16 protein-coding genes and 1 riboswitch are annotated in these 14,934 nt (G+C 71.5%); of the genes, 7 read left to right on the top strand and 9 right to left on the bottom strand.

Annotated features, from left to right (window positions below; genetic code table 11):
- Positions 1 to 19 precede the first annotated feature (19 nt).
- The 3 genes from ABD832_RS28730 to ABD832_RS28720 all read left to right on the top strand — a co-directional run bounded on the left by ABD832_RS28730 (position 20) and on the right by ABD832_RS28720 (position 2,258).
- Complete coding sequence (locus ABD832_RS28730) at positions 20 to 835, top strand: DUF1707 SHOCT-like domain-containing protein (RefSeq protein WP_344900929.1); 816 nt, start codon at positions 20 to 22, stop codon at positions 833 to 835.
- A 153-nt stretch (positions 836 to 988) separates the two neighbouring features.
- Positions 989 to 1,486 (top strand): SigE family RNA polymerase sigma factor, encoded by a 498-nt coding sequence (locus tag ABD832_RS28725; RefSeq protein WP_344900926.1) that lies wholly within the window; start codon positions 989 to 991, stop codon positions 1,484 to 1,486.
- Position 1,487: 1 nt separating this feature from the next.
- Positions 1,488 to 2,258, top strand: a complete 771-nt coding sequence (locus ABD832_RS28720; protein WP_344900923.1) for a hypothetical protein — start codon at positions 1,488 to 1,490, stop codon at positions 2,256 to 2,258.
- A gap of 2 nt (positions 2,259 to 2,260) precedes the next feature.
- On the opposite strand, the gene ABD832_RS28715 is transcribed toward ABD832_RS28720, so the two are convergent.
- The 6 genes from ABD832_RS28715 to ABD832_RS28695 all read right to left on the bottom strand — a co-directional run bounded on the left by ABD832_RS28715 (position 2,261) and on the right by ABD832_RS28695 (position 6,244).
- Entirely contained in the window at positions 2,261 to 3,022 is a 762-nt protein-coding gene (locus ABD832_RS28715) for a sirohydrochlorin chelatase (protein ID WP_344900920.1), read from the bottom strand.
- Positions 3,019 to 3,747, bottom strand: a complete 729-nt coding sequence (locus tag ABD832_RS28710; RefSeq protein ID WP_344900917.1) for a phosphoadenylyl-sulfate reductase — start codon at positions 3,745 to 3,747, stop codon at positions 3,019 to 3,021. The genes ABD832_RS28715 and ABD832_RS28710 overlap by 4 nt, the downstream gene beginning before the upstream one ends.
- 85 nt (positions 3,748 to 3,832) lie before the next feature.
- Positions 3,833 to 3,976 carry an Insertion element protein gene (locus ABD832_RS28705; protein WP_344900914.1) on the bottom strand — a complete coding sequence of 48 codons (144 nt, stop codon included), beginning with the start codon at positions 3,974 to 3,976 and terminating at the stop codon, positions 3,833 to 3,835.
- A gap of 103 nt (positions 3,977 to 4,079) precedes the next feature.
- Positions 4,080 to 5,762: a nitrite/sulfite reductase gene (locus ABD832_RS28700; RefSeq protein ID WP_344900911.1), complete on the bottom strand. Its 1,683-nt coding sequence runs from the start codon at positions 5,760 to 5,762 to the stop codon at positions 4,080 to 4,082.
- Between the two features lie 146 nt (positions 5,763 to 5,908).
- Complete coding sequence (locus ABD832_RS42315) at positions 5,909 to 5,992, bottom strand: putative leader peptide (RefSeq protein ID WP_350917820.1); 84 nt, start codon at positions 5,990 to 5,992, stop codon at positions 5,909 to 5,911.
- A 126-nt stretch (positions 5,993 to 6,118) separates the two neighbouring features.
- Positions 6,119 to 6,244: a hypothetical protein gene (locus ABD832_RS28695; protein WP_344900908.1), complete on the bottom strand. Its 126-nt coding sequence runs from the start codon at positions 6,242 to 6,244 to the stop codon at positions 6,119 to 6,121.
- Between the two features lie 85 nt (positions 6,245 to 6,329).
- Between ABD832_RS28695 and ABD832_RS28690 the strand changes: the two genes are divergently transcribed.
- The 4 genes from ABD832_RS28690 (at position 6,330) to rsgA (ending at position 11,208) form a co-directional block, all read left to right on the top strand.
- On the top strand, positions 6,330 to 7,124 hold the full coding sequence (locus tag ABD832_RS28690; protein ID WP_344901788.1) for a TIGR03084 family metal-binding protein: 795 nt from the start codon (positions 6,330 to 6,332) through the stop codon (positions 7,122 to 7,124).
- A 58-nt stretch (positions 7,125 to 7,182) separates the two neighbouring features.
- On the top strand, positions 7,183 to 8,229 hold the full coding sequence (locus ABD832_RS28685) for a YihY/virulence factor BrkB family protein (RefSeq protein WP_344900905.1): 1,047 nt from the start codon (positions 7,183 to 7,185) through the stop codon (positions 8,227 to 8,229).
- Positions 8,223 to 8,306, top strand: a riboswitch (ZMP/ZTP riboswitch). Its footprint overlaps the gene before it by 7 nt.
- A gap of 32 nt (positions 8,307 to 8,338) precedes the next feature.
- Positions 8,339 to 9,595: a serine hydroxymethyltransferase gene (glyA, locus tag ABD832_RS28680; RefSeq protein ID WP_344900902.1), complete on the top strand. Its 1,257-nt coding sequence runs from the start codon at positions 8,339 to 8,341 to the stop codon at positions 9,593 to 9,595.
- A 458-nt stretch (positions 9,596 to 10,053) separates the two neighbouring features.
- Positions 10,054 to 11,208, top strand: a complete 1,155-nt coding sequence (gene rsgA, locus ABD832_RS28675) for a ribosome small subunit-dependent GTPase A (protein ID WP_344900899.1) — start codon at positions 10,054 to 10,056, stop codon at positions 11,206 to 11,208.
- Positions 11,209 to 11,342: 134 nt separating this feature from the next.
- Here the strand turns inward: rsgA and ABD832_RS28670 are convergent, their stop codons facing one another.
- The 3 genes from ABD832_RS28670 to xynC all read right to left on the bottom strand — a co-directional run bounded on the left by ABD832_RS28670 (position 11,343) and on the right by xynC (position 14,694).
- Entirely contained in the window at positions 11,343 to 11,657 is a 315-nt protein-coding gene (locus ABD832_RS28670; protein WP_012893126.1) for a WhiB family transcriptional regulator, read from the bottom strand.
- 104 nt (positions 11,658 to 11,761) lie between these two features.
- The gene (locus ABD832_RS28665; RefSeq protein WP_344900895.1) at positions 11,762 to 12,712 is read right to left on the bottom strand and encodes a ferredoxin family protein; all 951 of its coding nucleotides are present in this window, start codon (positions 12,710 to 12,712) and stop codon (positions 11,762 to 11,764) included.
- A 299-nt stretch (positions 12,713 to 13,011) separates the two neighbouring features.
- Positions 13,012 to 14,694, bottom strand: coding sequence for a glucuronoarabinoxylan endo-1,4-beta-xylanase XynC (gene xynC, locus ABD832_RS28660; RefSeq protein WP_344900892.1), 1,683 nt, complete (start codon positions 14,692 to 14,694; stop codon positions 13,012 to 13,014).
- Positions 14,695 to 14,934: the final 240 nt, after the last annotated feature.

Below are 14,934 nucleotides of genomic sequence, written 5' to 3'. Positions count from 1 at the left end.
TCGCGATATGTTGTGAGTTATGACTGATGCCGGGGAGATACGGGTCTCGGACGCCGAACGGGAGGCGGCCGTCGAATGGCTGCGCGTCGCCTCCGTCGAAGGGCGGCTGACCCTCGGTGAACTGACCGAGCGCACCGAAGCCGCCTACACCGCACGTACCCAGGCCGAGCTGGCCGTGGTCACCTCCGACCTGCCCGGTGTCCGCCCCGCCTCGGCACCCGCCTACCCGCAGGCCCCGGCGGACCAGGGCGGCCAGGTGCGCCGCTGGTTCGTGGCGGTGATGGGCAGTTCCAAGCAGCGCGGCAGCTGGCGGATCGACAAACCCCTCGGCGCGGTCGCGGTGATGGGCGACGTCGTGCTGGACCTGCGCCAGGCCGAGGTCCGCACCGGCGGGGTGGACATCATGGCCACCGCGGTCATGGGCAACGTGAAGATCATCGTCCCGGACGGCGTGGACGTCGAGCTCGACGGCATCGCCATCATGGGCGACAGGAAGGTCCAGGTCATCGAGGCCCCGCCCGGCGCGCACGCGCCCGTCGTGCGGGTCACGGCCTACGCGATCATGGGCGACGTCAAGGTGATCGGCGACTCGCGGACCAAGCCCATCCAGAAGGCGTGGGCCGCCTGGCGCGAGCAGTGGGAAGAGATGCGCGGGGAGCTCATCGGCGACCCCTACCACCGCCAGATCCCGCCGTTACGCCCTCTGGGGGGCGAGCAGCCACGGCACCATTCCTCGCCGCACCCCTCCTGGCACACCGCCGGGCCGCAGCGCCCCTCACAGCAGCCTCCGCAGCCCCCGTACCCGCCGCAGCCCCCGTACCCGCCCGGGCACTGAGACCGGGAAGCGAGACCGGGAAGCGAGGCCGCAGATCGGGGCCGGACCACTGCCGAGGACGGTCCCGGCGCGAAGGACGGCGGGCGCGTGCAACGCCCCGGCGGTGCCGGGGCGTAGTGATCGGTGACATACACCGAGCAGTGAGGATCCCCGATGCGAGATCGGGCCGACTTCGAGCAGTACGTTGAGCAGTGTTCGCCTCGCCTCCTGCGAGCGGCCTACCTGCTCTGCCGGGACTGGGGAAGCGCCGAGGACCTTTTGCAGACCGCGCTGGCCAAGGCGTGGCTCGCCTGGCGCAGGGTGGGCGAGAACCCGGATCCGTACGTCTACCGCATCCTGGTCAACACGCACGCCACCTGGTGGCGGCGCCGATGGCGCGGAGAGCTGCCCAGCGAGACCCTTCCGGAGACGCCGGACGCCGACGCGGCCGAGGCGGTCATCGGCCGGGAGGCGGTCCGGCAGGTCCTGGCCGGGCTTCCCGGCAGGCAGCGGGCCGTGATCGTCCTGCGCTACTTCGCCGACCTGCCCGACCAGCAGATCGCCGAGATCCTGGGCTGTTCGGTCGTGACCGTACGCAGTCAGGCCAGCCGGGCACTGCGCAAGCTGCGCGTCGATCCAGCGGCCGTCGCCGCGATCACCCTGGGGAGCTGAGATGACGATCACCGAATCCGAGCTGCGCGAGATCTTGAACGGGGACGAGGACGAGGGCCGCGGCGGGGGCGTGACCGTCGCCGATGTCCACCGGCGCGTCCGCGCGATCAGGCGCCGCCGCTGGGCGGCCGGTGGCGCGGTCGCGGCGGCCCTCGCCGCCGCGGTGGCCCTCACCACTCCAGGCGGCGGCGTCGCCGACGACCTGGACGTCTGGACAGGCGTCATGGCCAGGCCGTCCCCCACCGTCCCGACGATGTCACGGCCGCCGGGCGATCTGTATCCCGGCAACGTGATCGCGAAGGGCGGCTACACGATCGGCGGGACGCGCGAGGAACTCCGGATCGGACCCGGTGGCAAGCCGTTGCACGTGACCCTCCGCTGTTCCGGGCCGATGCGGCGGGCGGTCGTCTGGATGGGCGACGGCTCCTCCCAGCTGCACCAGTGCGGAACCGGTCCCGACGGGCACACCACGAACATCTACAGGAGGCTGGAGGGCGTCGGCGTGGTCCCGGGCGGGAACCGCCCGGCCGAGGGGCAGGTCGTGTCCGCGGTCGTACTGCCCCGCGAGTTCCAGGGAGACGACGTCTTCGAGGGCTGGCAGGAGGAACTCGCCGCGGCCCGGCCCTTCCCCCTCGAGTGGTCGCTCACGGTACGGGAGATGATCCCCCCGGTCTGCCGGGACAACATACGCCAGCTCGACCCGCGCACCGGGAAGATGGTCCAGCTCGACTGCGCGGGCAAGGGCGGCACCCCGTCCGCCGGTTCTCCCTGAGGTCAGGCCGTGGCGAGCATCCGGGGCCGGTGCGCCGCCACGTCGTAGCGTTCCAGCAGCACGGCCGCGACCTCGGGGGCCGCCCCCAGCACCTCGGCGACGGTGGCGGCGCCCGCGGCCAGGGTCTCGCGGCGGATCCTGTCGGCGAAGTACCCCGGGGCCAGCAGGTAGGGGGCGACCACGATCCGCGAGGCCCCCGACCGGCGCAGCCCCAGCACCGCCTCCTGCGGGGTCGGTCCCGCCGCCGAGGCGTAGGCGGCGGTCACCGACCGCCAGCCGCGCAGCCTCGCCCAGTCCGCGGCCATCCCGGCGACCGTCGCGTTGGCCCGCGGGTCGCTGGAACCGGCCGAGACCAGCACCACGTCGGTACCGGGCTCGCCGGGCTCCACGCCCGCCTCGGCCAGCCGCCGCTCCAGCGCGGTGACCAGCAGCGGGTGCGGGCCCAGCGTGGTGCCCGTACGCACCCGCAGCAGCGGGCGCCTGGCCGTCACCGTGGCCAGCGCGCCCGGGATGTCGACCCGGCTGTGGTAGGCCTCGGTGAGCAGCAGCGGCAGCACCACCGCCTCGGCCAGGCCCGAGAGCGCGGCCGGGAGCGTCGGGGAGGCGTGGTCGAGGTAGGCGGTGCGCACGGGGAGCCCGGGCCGCGCGTCCCGTACCAGGTCGAGCAGGTCCTCCACCGTCGCGGCGGCACGCGGGTCACGGGACCCGTGCGCCACCGCGACCAGCGGGACGCGGGGAGCGGCGGCGCGGGAGCGCCAGGTCATACGTGCAGCCCGCACTCGGTCTTGCCCATGCCGGCCCACCGGCCGCTGCGCGGGTCCTCGCCCGGGGCGACCTGGCGGGTGCAGGGGGCGCAGCCGATCGAGGGGTAGTCGTCGTAGTGCAGCGGGTTGATCAGCACCCCGTTGTCGGCCATGTAGTTGTCGACGTCCTCCTGCGTCCACCGGGCGATGGGGTTGATCTTGACCATCTGGCGCTTGGCGTCCCACTCGACGACCTTGACGCCGGCGCGGGTGACGGCCTCGTCGCGGCGGATGCCGGAGACCCAGGCCAGGTAGGGCTCCAGGGCACGGTTGAGCGGCTCGACCTTGCGCAGGTAGCAGCACAGGTCGGGGTTGCGCCCGAACAGCCGCGGCCCCAGGTCGCGCTCCTGCTCGGCCACCGTGCGGGACGGCTTCACGTCGATCACGTTGACGTCGTAGACCTGCTGGACGGCGTCCCGCGTGCCGATCGTCTCGGCGAAGTGGTAGCCGGTGTCGATGAACAGCACGTCCACGCCCGGCTTGACCCGGCTGACCAGGTCGATCAGCAGGGCGTCGCTCATGGAGGCGGTCAGGCAGAGCCGGTCGCCGAACGTCGCCGCCGCCCAGCGGATGATCTCCAGGGCCGAGGCGTCCTCCAGGAACCGCGCGGCCGACTCGACGATGTCCTGCATGTCGAGCGCACCGCGCTGCCGGCGTAACCCGACCTCGACGTCCACCACTGTCATCGCTCGCTCACCCAATCCTCGTTCGCCGTACGGGCCCGTGCGGCCCGGCCGGTCGTCGTGTCGATCGCCCCGGGACGGCCGCGCCTCATGAGCGCACCCCGATCCCGAGGAACTTCAGCTTGAAGGCGCGGATGCAGGACCGGCAGTACCAGCCGCCGTCGCCCTCGTAGGGCTCCAGGTCCTCCTCGCCGCAGTAGGGGCAGTGGAAGGGGACCGCTCGCTCGCTCATCGCCGCCTCCCCGCCCCGTCGCGTGCCCGGCGTCCCGCGGACGCGCCCCGGGGGTCGTCCGCCCCGGCGTGCCCGCGCCGGTCCGCGTGCCGGTCCGTGCCGTTCACGTCAGGTCCGCGTCGTCGGCACGCTGCACCCACTCGGAGAAGCTCTCCCCGTCGTCCTTCTGCTTCTCGAAGTTGCGCAGCACCCGCTCCACGTAGTCGGGCAGGTCCTCGGAGGTGGTCTTCAGGCCGCGCACCTTGCGGCCGAAGCCCGGGTTCACCCCGAGCGACCCGCCCAGGTGCACCTGGAAGCCCTCGACCTGCTCGCCCCTGTCGTTGACGACGAGCTGGCCCTTGAGGCCGATGTCGGCGACCTGGATCCGCGCGCAGGAGTTGGGGCAGCCGTTGACGTTGATGGTCAGCGGGCTGGAGAAGTCGGGAAGCCGCTGCTCCAGCTCGTCGATCAGGTTCGACGCCAGCGCCTTGGTCTCCACGATGGCCAGCTTGCAGAACTCGATGCCGGTGCAGGCCATGGTCTGGCGGCGGAAGGTGGAGGGGTTGACCTGGAGGTCTGCGGCCTCCAGCTCGGCGACCAGGCTCTCGACCCGGTCGGGCGCCACGTCCAGGATGACCATCTTCTGCTCGACCGTGGTGTGCACCCGGTCCGAGCCGTGCCGCTCGGCGATGTCGGCGATCAGGTGCAGCCTGTCGCCGTCGAGCCGGCCCACCTTGGGGGCGAAGCCGACGTAGAAGTTGCCGTCCTTCTGCGGGAAGACGCCCACGTGGTCCCTGCGGCCGCCGCGCGGCGGCTCGGGGGCGGGGCCGTCGGGCAGCGCGTACCCGAGGTACTCCTTCTCCAGCACGTCGCGGAACTTCTCGGCGCCCCAGTCGTTGATCAGGAACTTGATCCGGGCCCGGTGCCGCAGGCGGCGGTAGCCGTAGTCGCGGAAGATGCCGATCACGCCGCCGTAGGCCGGGGAGACCTGCTCGGGGGTCAGGAAGACGCCCAGCCGCTTGCCGAGCATCGGGTTGGTGGACAGGCCGCCGCCCACCCACAGGTCGAAGCCCCGCTCGCCGGAGTCGTTCACGACGCCCACGAACGCCACGTCGTTGATCTCGTGCACGGTGCAGTGCGCCGGGCACCCGCTGACCGCGGACTTGAACTTGCGCGGCAGGTTGGAGAAGGCCGGGTCGCCGATGTAGGTGTCGTGGATCTCCTGCACCAGCGCCGAGCCGTCGATGACCTCGTCGGTGTCGATCCCGGCCAGCGGGCAGCCCATGATGACGCGCGGGGTGTCGCCGCAGGCCTCGGTGGTCGACAGGCCCACCGACTCCAGGCGCTCCCAGATGTCGGGGACGGCCTCGATCTCGATCCAGTGGAGCTGGATGTTCTGCCGGTCGGTGACGTCGGCGGTGCCGCGGCCGTAGAGGTTGGAGATGTCGGCGATGACCCGCAGCTGCGCCAGGTCGAGCCGGCCGCCGTCGATCCTGACCCGGAGCATGAAGTAGCGGTCGTCGAGCTCCTCCGGCTCCAGGACGGCCGTCTTGCCGCCGTCGATCCCGGGCTTGCGCTGGGTGTAGAGCCCGTACCAGCGCATCCGGCCGCGCAGGTCGGCGGGGTCGATGGAGTCGAAACCCTGCTTGGAGTAGACGTCGATGATCCGCTGACGGACGTTGAGCCCGTCGTCGTTCTTCTTGTTCTCCTCGTTCTTGTTCAGGGGTTCGCGGTAGCCGAGAGCCCACTGACCTTCGCCGCGCGGGCGCTTGTGGTGCCGGTTTGCCGGCTTGGCCGGGGTCGTCATTGCGCGTCCTCGTTGTGGCTCGGTGAAAGGGTTCCGGACGCGCACCGGCGGCACCTCCCGCCTCATCGTCGAGTACGGGGGTCGGTCACTCAGAGGAGGACGCCGGTTACGCGGCCGAGCTGGAAAAGATCAGCAGGGGGCGACGATCAACGGACGTCACAACAGATGGCACTGCGGACACGCAGGAGGTCGACGTGGCGTCGCACGACGAGCAACGGGTCCGCTGGCATGTCTCCGACGATACCCCGGCGTTCGCGGATGTCCAATGTCGGGTCCACGATCTGGACACCCGGGTGAGATCCGGGCCGGGGACCGGGGGCTCCGGACGGCCCGGGACGGCGCGGTCCGGGGCGGTCTCAGCCCTGGCGCGGCCAGTCCAGCGGCGACTCGCGCGGCTCCACGGCCGGCTGGTGCTGGCAGTCGCACCAGGAACCCCCGCGGCACTCCTCGTGCCGCCGTTCCCTGCAGTTCTCACAGATCATGCGTCCATTCTGCGGCCGTTCCCTCCCAGAACATCGCTCCGTTACCCTTACCTGGGCCGAACAGGAGGGAGGCGCCGTGAGCCTGATGGACGAATTGCTGGCGGACCTGCGCGCCGAGACGGCCGATCTCGACGCCATGATCACCGATCTCGGCGCGGCCCGGTGGGAGCTGCCCACCCCGGCACAGGGCTGGACGGTACGCGACCAGATCGGCCACCTCGCCTGGTTCGACGACGCCGCCACGGTCTCGGCCACCGACCCCGAGGCCTTCCGCGCCGCGCGGACCGCCTTCCTGGCCCGCGGCGGCTCCGCGGTGGACGAGCTGGCGGCCGCGTCCCGTGGCCTGGCCGCCCCCCGGGTGCACGCCTGGTTCCGCGCGGCCAGGGCCCGGAGCCTGGAGGCCTTCGCCGCCCTGGAGGCGGGCGCGCGGCTGCCCTGGTACGGGCCGGACATGTCGGCGGCCTCGTTCGTGACGGCGCGCCTGATGGAGACCTGGGCGCACGGGCAGGACGTGGCGGACGCGCTCGGCGTCGAGCGGGCGCCCACCGCCCGGCTCAGGCACGTGGCCACCCTGGGGGTGCGTGCCCTGCCGTACGGCTTCGCGGTGCGCGGCCTGGAGCCGCCCGTGCGGCCGGTCCGGGTGGAGCTGACCATGCCCGACGGGTCGCCGTGGACGGCCGGCCCCCCGGACGCCGCCGACCTGGTCCGCGGTCCCATGCTCGACTTCTGCCTGCTGGTCGTGCAGCGCCGCCACCTCGACGACACCTCCCTGCTGGTACGCGGTGAGACCGCCGCGGCCTGGACGGCGATCGCCCAGGCGTTCGCCGGCCCGCCGGGCACCGGGCGGGTCCCGCTCGGGCGGGGATCCGGCCGGGCGTGACGCCGGTCCCGCCCGCCCAACTCGTGATCAAGCGCGCCGGGGAATACCGTTGTGCGGTATGACGTCCACCGATGCCCCGGCCCCGGCCCCGCGGCCGGGACCCCAGCCGGGGCCGCGGCGGCGCTCGCCGCGCGGCCCGCGGGCACGGTGGCGTGCCGGGCTCGCGTGGGTACGCGGCCTGGGCGTCTGGGCACGGCTGCGGGCCGTGCTCTCCTGGATCCGCGGGACCGACTTCTGGGTGCTCGTCGCGGCCACCACGAACGCGGGCGTCACCTACCGCGTCACCGGCCTGGCCGGGGAGGCCGCCTTCTTCGCGCTGCTGTCGCTGCCGCCGTTCATGCTCGGCCTGATCGGCGTGCTCGGCCAGCTGACCCGGGTCTTCGGCCCGGAGACGGTCCAGGACGTCAGCGACTGGATCGACCGGCAGGCCCACCTGCTGTTCACCGACAGCGCCGTGGACACCGTCGTCACCCCGCTCATCGAGGACGTGCTGAACCCCGCCAACCAGGCCTCGCTGATCTCCCTGGGCTTCCTGCTCGCGCTCTGGTCGGGCTCGCGGGCGCTGTTCGTCTACGTCGACCTGATCTCGGTCGCCTACGGCCTCGGCGAGGAGCGCGGCATCATCCGTACCCGGCTGATGTCCTTCGGGTTCTACCTGGCGGGCCTGCTGATCGGGCTGGTGGTGATGCCCGTGCTCGTGCTGGGCCCGGCCGCGCTGCGCGGCGCCCTGCCGGCCGACTACGCCGTGCTGGCCGACGTCCTGTACTGGCCGGTCGTCGTCATCGGCTCGGTGATCTTCCTGACCCTGCTCTACCACGTGAGCGTCCCGGTCCGCACGCGCTGGTGGCGTGAGCTGCCCGGGGCGCTGCTCGCGCTGCTGATCTGGATCGCCTGCGCCGCCGTGCTGCGCGCGGTGCTGGCCGCCTGGTTCTCGCCGGTCTCCATCTACGGCTCGCTCGCCGCCCCGATCGCGGTGCTGATGTGGCTCTACATCACCGCGCTGGCCGTGCTGATCGGCGCCACGCTCAACGCCGAGGTCGACCGGTTGTGGCCGGGGGACGGGCCGGGCCGCCTCGGCCGGGCCGGTCCGTCCGCTATCGTCTAAGCCGTGACTGGCGCATAGGGTGGGAGCGACCACCGGGGAGCTGAAGTGCGAGGAGGCCGAGCGCCTGGGTCTTCGCGCGATGTCGACGATGACAGGGGAGTGAAGGCGCATGAGCGCTCTTTCCAGCGTGGATCCGCAGATCGCCGAACTCGTCCAAGCCGAGGAGCGGCGGCAGGCCGACACCGTCAAGCTGATCGCCTCGGAGAACTACGTCTCCAGGGCCGTCCTCGAGGCCACCGGCACCGTTCTCACCAACAAGTACTCCGAGGGGTACGCCGGCAAGCGGTACTACGAGGGCCAGCAGGTGATCGACCAGATCGAGACCCTGGCCGTCGACAGGGCCAAGGCCCTGTTCGGGGTCAACCACGCCAACGTCCAGCCCTACTCGGGCTCGCCCGCCAACCTGGCGATCTACCTGGCCTTCCTGAAGCCCGGTGAGACCGTGATGGGCATGGGCCTGCCGTTCGGCGGCCACCTGACCCACGGCTGGTCGGTCTCGGCCACCGGCAAGTGGTTCAACCCGGTCCGCTACGGGGTGCGGCGCGACACCGGCCGCGTCGACATGGACGAGGTGCGGGAGATCGCCCTGCGCGAGCGGCCCAAGCTGATCTTCTGCGGCGGCACCGCGGTCCCGCGCACCATCGACTTCCCGGCCTTCGCCGAGATCGCCCGCGAGGTCGGGGCCGTGCTCGCGGCCGACATCGCGCACATCGCCGGCCTGGTCGCGGGCGGGGCCCACCCGTCGCCGGTCGGCCACGCGGACGTCATCTCCACCACCACCCACAAGACCCTGCGCGGTCCCCGGGGCGCCATGCTGATGGCCACCTCCGACGAGCACGCCACGGCCCTGAACAAGGCGGTCTTCCCGGGCCTGCAGGGCGGCCCGCACAACCACACCACCGCGGCCATCGCGGTGGCGCTCAAGGAGGCGTCGACCGACGACTTCAAGGACTACGCCCGCCAGGTCGTGCTGAACGCCCAGGCGCTGGCCGAGGAGCTGCTCGGCCGGGGCTTCGACCTGGTCTCCGGCGGCACCGACAACCACCTCATCCTGTTCGACCTGACCCCCAAGGGCATCGGCGGCAAGCCCGCCGCGCAGGCCCTGGACAAGGCCGGGCTGGAGACCAACTACAACAGCGTGCCGTTCGACCCGCGCAAGCCGTTCGACCCGTCCGGCATCAGGATCGGTACCGCGGGCGTGACCAGCCGCGGCATGGGCGTGACCGAGATGCGGCAGATCGGCGCCTGGATCGACCAGGTCGTGACCGCGCTGGCCAAGGACGAGGACGAGGCCGCGCACGTCATCACCCGCGTGCACGGCGAGGTCAGGGAGCTCACCTCCCACTTCCCGGCCCCCGGGCTGTAGCAGGCGTGACGGAGCCCCGGGACGCGACGGCGTCCCGGGGCTCCGTCGTGTCCGGGCCGGTACGTCCGAGGGGTCCGTGTTCGATGGACTCCGTGCCCGGGGTTCCGTCGTGTCCGGGAGGCTCTTGTCCAGGGTTCCGTCGTGTCCGGAGGCTCCGCGTCCGGGCTCTGGAGTTGTCCGGGCCTGGCGGTCCCGAGGCCCCGCGTCCCGGGCCCCGGCGCGCGCCACGGGCCGCCCGCGGGGTCGTGGCGGCTCGTGGCACGCCGGCAAATTGTGGTTGCCTCCCCGGGGAGGCGTTGCGCTAGGCTTCTCCCGAAGACGCCGTCCCACGGGGGACGGCCGCGAGGCCGACGGGGGGTGAGGACCATGCGGGTCTTTCTGACGAGCCTGCCGTCCATCAACCTCCGGGTGCCCGCCTGATCGATCTCACGACGGGGCACCCGCCTTTCCCGAAGGTAGTGACCACGTTGTCCTCGTCTTCATCATCGTCTTCGTCATCCGGCTCCTCGCCGTCCGCACCGTTCACCCTCGCCGCGCTCGGCTGGGACGACTCCCTGGCCGCCGAGCTCCCCGACGGGCTGATCCCTGCCCGGGTCTCCCGCGTCGACCGCGGCGCCGCCGAAGTGATGTCCGCCTCCGGCCATCTCCGGGCCGACTACGGCGCCCGGGTGCGCCGGGCCGCCGCCGCCGACCCGGTGGCGCTGCCCTGCGTCGGCGACTGGGTGGGACTCCGCCGGCTCGCCGAGGGCCGGTTCGAGCTGGAGGAGCTCCTGCCCCGGCGTACCGCCTTCGTCCGCGGAGGGGTCTCCCGGCTCTCCCGGGGCGGGCTCTCCGGCGACTCCCAGGGCCAGGTGCTCGCCGCCAACGTCGACGTCGTCTTCGTCGCCGAGCCCGCCCTGCACGCCACCGACACCGCCGACCTGAGCAGGATCGAGCGGCTGCTCGCGCTCGCCTGGGAGAGCGGGGCCCGTCCCGTGGTGCTCGTCACCAAGTCCGACCTGATCGGCGAGGGGCTGGAGTTCCTGCTCGACGAGGTCGCCACCGCCGCACCGGGGGTGGACGTGCACCCGGTCTGCTCGGTCAGCGGCGAGGGCGTCGAGATCGTCCGCTCCTACCTGGAGGGCACCCGTACCGCGGTGGTGCTCGGCGCCTCGGGCGCGGGGAAGTCGACGCTGGTCAACGCCCTCGCCGGGGAGGACGTCATGGAGACCCAGCAGGTCAGGGCCGGGGACGGCCGGGGCCGCCACACCACCGTGCACCGCGAGCTCATCCCGCTCGCCAGGGGCGGGCTCATCATCGACACCCCCGGCATCCGCCGCATCGGCCTGTACGACATGGGCGAGGGGGTGGACATGGTCTTCTCGGACCTGGAGGAACTCGCCGGGCGGTGCCGCTTCGGCGACTGCCGCCACGACACCGAGCCGGGCTGCGCCGTGCTCGCCGCGATCGAGGACGGCACGCTGCCGGAGCGGCGGCTGGAGAGCTGGAACAAGCTTCAGCGGGAGGCGGCCTGGATGGCGTCCCGGAGCGACGCCCGGCTCCGCAAGGAGATCCAGGGCAGGTGGAAGAGCATCACCAAGGAGATGCGCAAGACGGGCCGGAACAGGCCCTGAGAGCATGGGACGCCCCCGCCGTGCGGCCGCCCGTTCCGGGTGCGCCGCACGCGCGGGGCCCGACATGACAACGTGTGATCTCGCAGGGGATGAGCGAGATCACACGTATGGGGGAAGCCGGGTGGAGGGGCTGCTCAGGCGACGGCACTGATGCCGGCGCTGGCCGCGCGGCGCATGCGACGACGACGCTCGGAGGCGCGCTCGTCCTCGTTCAGGCCGCCCCAGGTGCCGTACTTCTCCGGACGGGAGAGCGCGTAGTCCAGGCACTCGGCGCGAACGGGGCACTGGGCGCAGATGGCCTTGGCCTTACGCTCACGGATGTCACGCTCGGGCTGACGCTCACCGTCGGGACCGAAGAAGAGCACGAGGTCCTCGCCCCGGCACGCGGCGTCATCCTGCCAGCCCCAGCTGGGCCGAGGCCGGGCGGTCTGCCGACGTACCTGAGACATGAGAAAACCACCTTATAGTGAGAGGTATTTCGGGTTTATGCCGCATAGGACGCTTGTGACGTCCCTGGATCCAACGCCTGGATCGGCCGTGATGTTCCCTCAGGTCAAGTGAGAGCGGACGTGGCATACAGCACAGGGGTTACCCTGTCCAGTGTGACCAGCCGATAGGTAGTGATCGTGTCGGCACAAGCCGTACCACATGGCGTTGTCAGCGTCATGGGTTCAACCACTACCCGAAAACGAACGCCACTACCGCGCACAACTGCCTCGGTGACGGCGCCGTCCGACCTTGAGGATTCCACGGCCACTCCGCCGACCGACAGTTCGCCCGTATGGACGCGAACGAAATGCTCGGCGGCCTGCAGTGGCTCAGGGATGCCCGCGCGCCCCCGGAAACGGTCGAGGATGACCTCGCCGGACCGGTACGCGTCGGCTGCCGCGATCGCAGCAGCCTGAGACATGCTGCCGTAGTAGAGGCCGTGTGGCAAGCACACGAGGTTGGCGGCGTAGAGATCGCCGCCAACATGTGATGTTTCCCATACTGTGTCCGGCAAATTTTTTGCCAAGGACCGAGCGAGGGGAAGTCCAATGCGGGCGCAGCACGCGTTGCGCTTGGCATGCGTGCAGACCAGAAATACCGGCTCACTCACAAGTATGCAGGACGGCGGGACCACTCCGGCCACCAGCTTGTCAAGGGCAAGATCGTCCGGACCTGCGATGATGCCCTCGGCGAGCCAGGGCTCGGCGGCGGTGGAGTCCGCGACCATGACGTGAATGCCGGTTTCCACGGGGTTTCTGCGCCCGGGACGGCGGATGAGCTGGGTCCGCACGCCGAGGCGGCCGGCCCGTTTGAGGAGGGTGTGAATGTCCTCGGGGAGGCTGGTGTTCTCCAGGCGGTCGGCCCAGGGGCCGGGGTGCTCGATGAGCAGCCAGAAGCGGGCCCCGACCGTGGCGCTGGCGAGGACGGGCACCTGGCCGGTGTGACAGCCGGGAGGGTGCGGGCACGCCTTGTACGCCTTACCCGCGCTGTCCACGCTGTCCGTGCCGTTGCTCACGCCCACACCCTCTCCTCCCTGACTTAGGTAAGACTAACCTAACGCTTCTATCAGGGTCATGGAGAGGGAAACGATGATAGGCCGGTAAAGGCGGGCGCCCGCCTCCGGGGCGCCCGGTCGTGGACGCCACGGACGGCCGGGGTGAGCACCGTCCCGGACCCGCCCTTCCGGACCCGCCGCCCCCTATGCCCGTGATCATCCCTGCCATGCCCTCGGCGGGGATTCGTCATGGGCGTACCCGGGCCGCCGCCGGTGCGGCGGACGGCCCGGGTGTCCCGGCGGGCCCGGTCACCCGCCGGTCAGACCACGGTGCAGGGGACGCCGTTGAGGGTGAAGGCGGCCGGTTCGGCGGTGTTGCCGGTGTGGGTGGCCTGGAAGCCGATCTCGACGGTGGCCCCGGGGGCGAGCGTGCCGTTGTGGGCGGCGTTGCGGGCGCTCACCTGGCCGCCGGAGGACGTGTAGACGGCGTTCCAGCCCGAGGTGACGGCCTGGCCGGAGGGCAGGGTGAAGACCAGCGTCCAGCCGTTGATCGTCGAGGTCCCGGTGTTGGTGATGCCGATGGTGGCGGTGAAGCCGTTGTTCCAGGAGCTCGTCGTGTAGGCGACCCGGGGTCCCGTGCCGGGGGTCGGGGTGGGCGTGGGGGTGGGGGTGGGCGTCGGGGTGGGCGTCGGGGTGCCGCCCACCTCGGCCACGAAGGTCGTCACGCTCCGGGCGGGGAGCGTGACGACCAGGGAGCCGTTCGAGACGTTCACCGCTCCCTGGGGGGCGACGTTCCTGCTCGCGTCGGTCAGCCAGGACGAGGCGCCGGACACGCCGCCGCTCGCCAGGCTGAACTGCTGGCTCACCGCGGAGGTCCCCTTGTTGACGGCGACGATGACGACCTTGGAGTCACCGCCCCTGTACGCCGAGACGTAGACGTTCGGCGCCGGGTTCGCCGTGGCGTCGATCCGCACGTACCCGGGCCGGACGAACCTGGCGAAGTGCGCCATCATGGCGCCGCGCTTGCTGATCTGGCCGTCCTCCCGCATGGGGCCGTAGCCGCGCCGGATGTACCACCAGACGTACGTCTGGAACTCGGCGTCCACCATGGCGCGGTGGATGTGCTCGCCCACGTCGAGCGCCTGGGGCCACAGGTCCGCCGAATCGCTGCTGTTGGGGTGGTAGACCTCGGTCATCCAGAGCTCTTTGCCCGCGCCCTTCTGCTTGAAGAGGGGGTAGGGGAAGTTCGAGAAGGGCGTGCCGTAGAGGTGGGCCCCGATGATGTCCACGTTGGCCAGCGCCACCGGGTCGTTGAGGATGGGGTCCGATATGTTCTTCAGGTACTGGAAGGACTCCGGCGCGATGACCCTGGTGCTGATCGAGCCGGCGTTCTCGCGCAGGAACCGGAGGATCTCGGCGGGGGTCCACCAGGTCCACTCGTGCGCGTAGTCGGGCTCGTTCTGCACGGATATGGCGTACAGGTTCACCCCGTTGTTCCGCATGTACGTGGTGAAGTCGTTCAGGTGCTGGGCGTAGGCGCCGTACGCGCTGTACCGCAGGCGCTTCGCGTTGGTCTGGCCGCCGCGGGTGAAGGTCTCCACCATGCTCGCGGGAGGGTTCCACGGCGAGGCGAAGACGATCGCCCCGAGTTCGGCCGCGCGTCTGGCCGTCGCCACGTCACGGCCCCAGTCCGCCTGGTTCTCGGGGACGGGGATCCTCAGCACGGAGAATCCCAGCCTCCCCTCGCCGGTGCCGAACGCCGTCTCCCGCTGTGCGGCCGTCAGGTCGCCGATCCAGGAGGCGAAGGCCATGCCGCCGAAGCCCCGGATCGTCTGCCGCTGCGCCGCCGGATCGATGACCGCCGTGGCGGCCGCGGCCTCCGTGGCGCCCAGGATCGAGGTCGCGGCCACGAGGATCGGCAGGGCCCCCATCGTCGTCAGGACGGCTCTGCGGTTCAACGGTCCTCGCTCGTCGCTCACGGGCTCGCTGTGATCGTGCGTCATGCCTTCTCCTTCTGGCCGTCGGTGCCTGTCCGCACCGTTTCGCTCCCTGCCGGCCGGTGCCGGTCTCCGGTGTGGACGTCAGGACGAATCCTGACGTGATAGCGCTAACATTCCGTCGTGCGGCGCGACGCGCCACCGTGGTGGAGAGGCGGATCACTCGCGCGGTCACCGTGGGGTGATGCTCCGGCGGAGTGTGGTCAGGCCCTCGGGCGGGGGTCAAGCACGGGGCGGGCCGGGGGG

It is taken from the genome of Streptosporangium longisporum, from assembly GCF_039534895.1.
GTDB lineage: Bacteria > Actinomycetota > Actinomycetes > Streptosporangiales > Streptosporangiaceae > Streptosporangium > Streptosporangium longisporum.
Note: the sequence above shows the minus strand (reverse complement) of the source record. Positions and strands in the feature narration are given on the sequence as shown.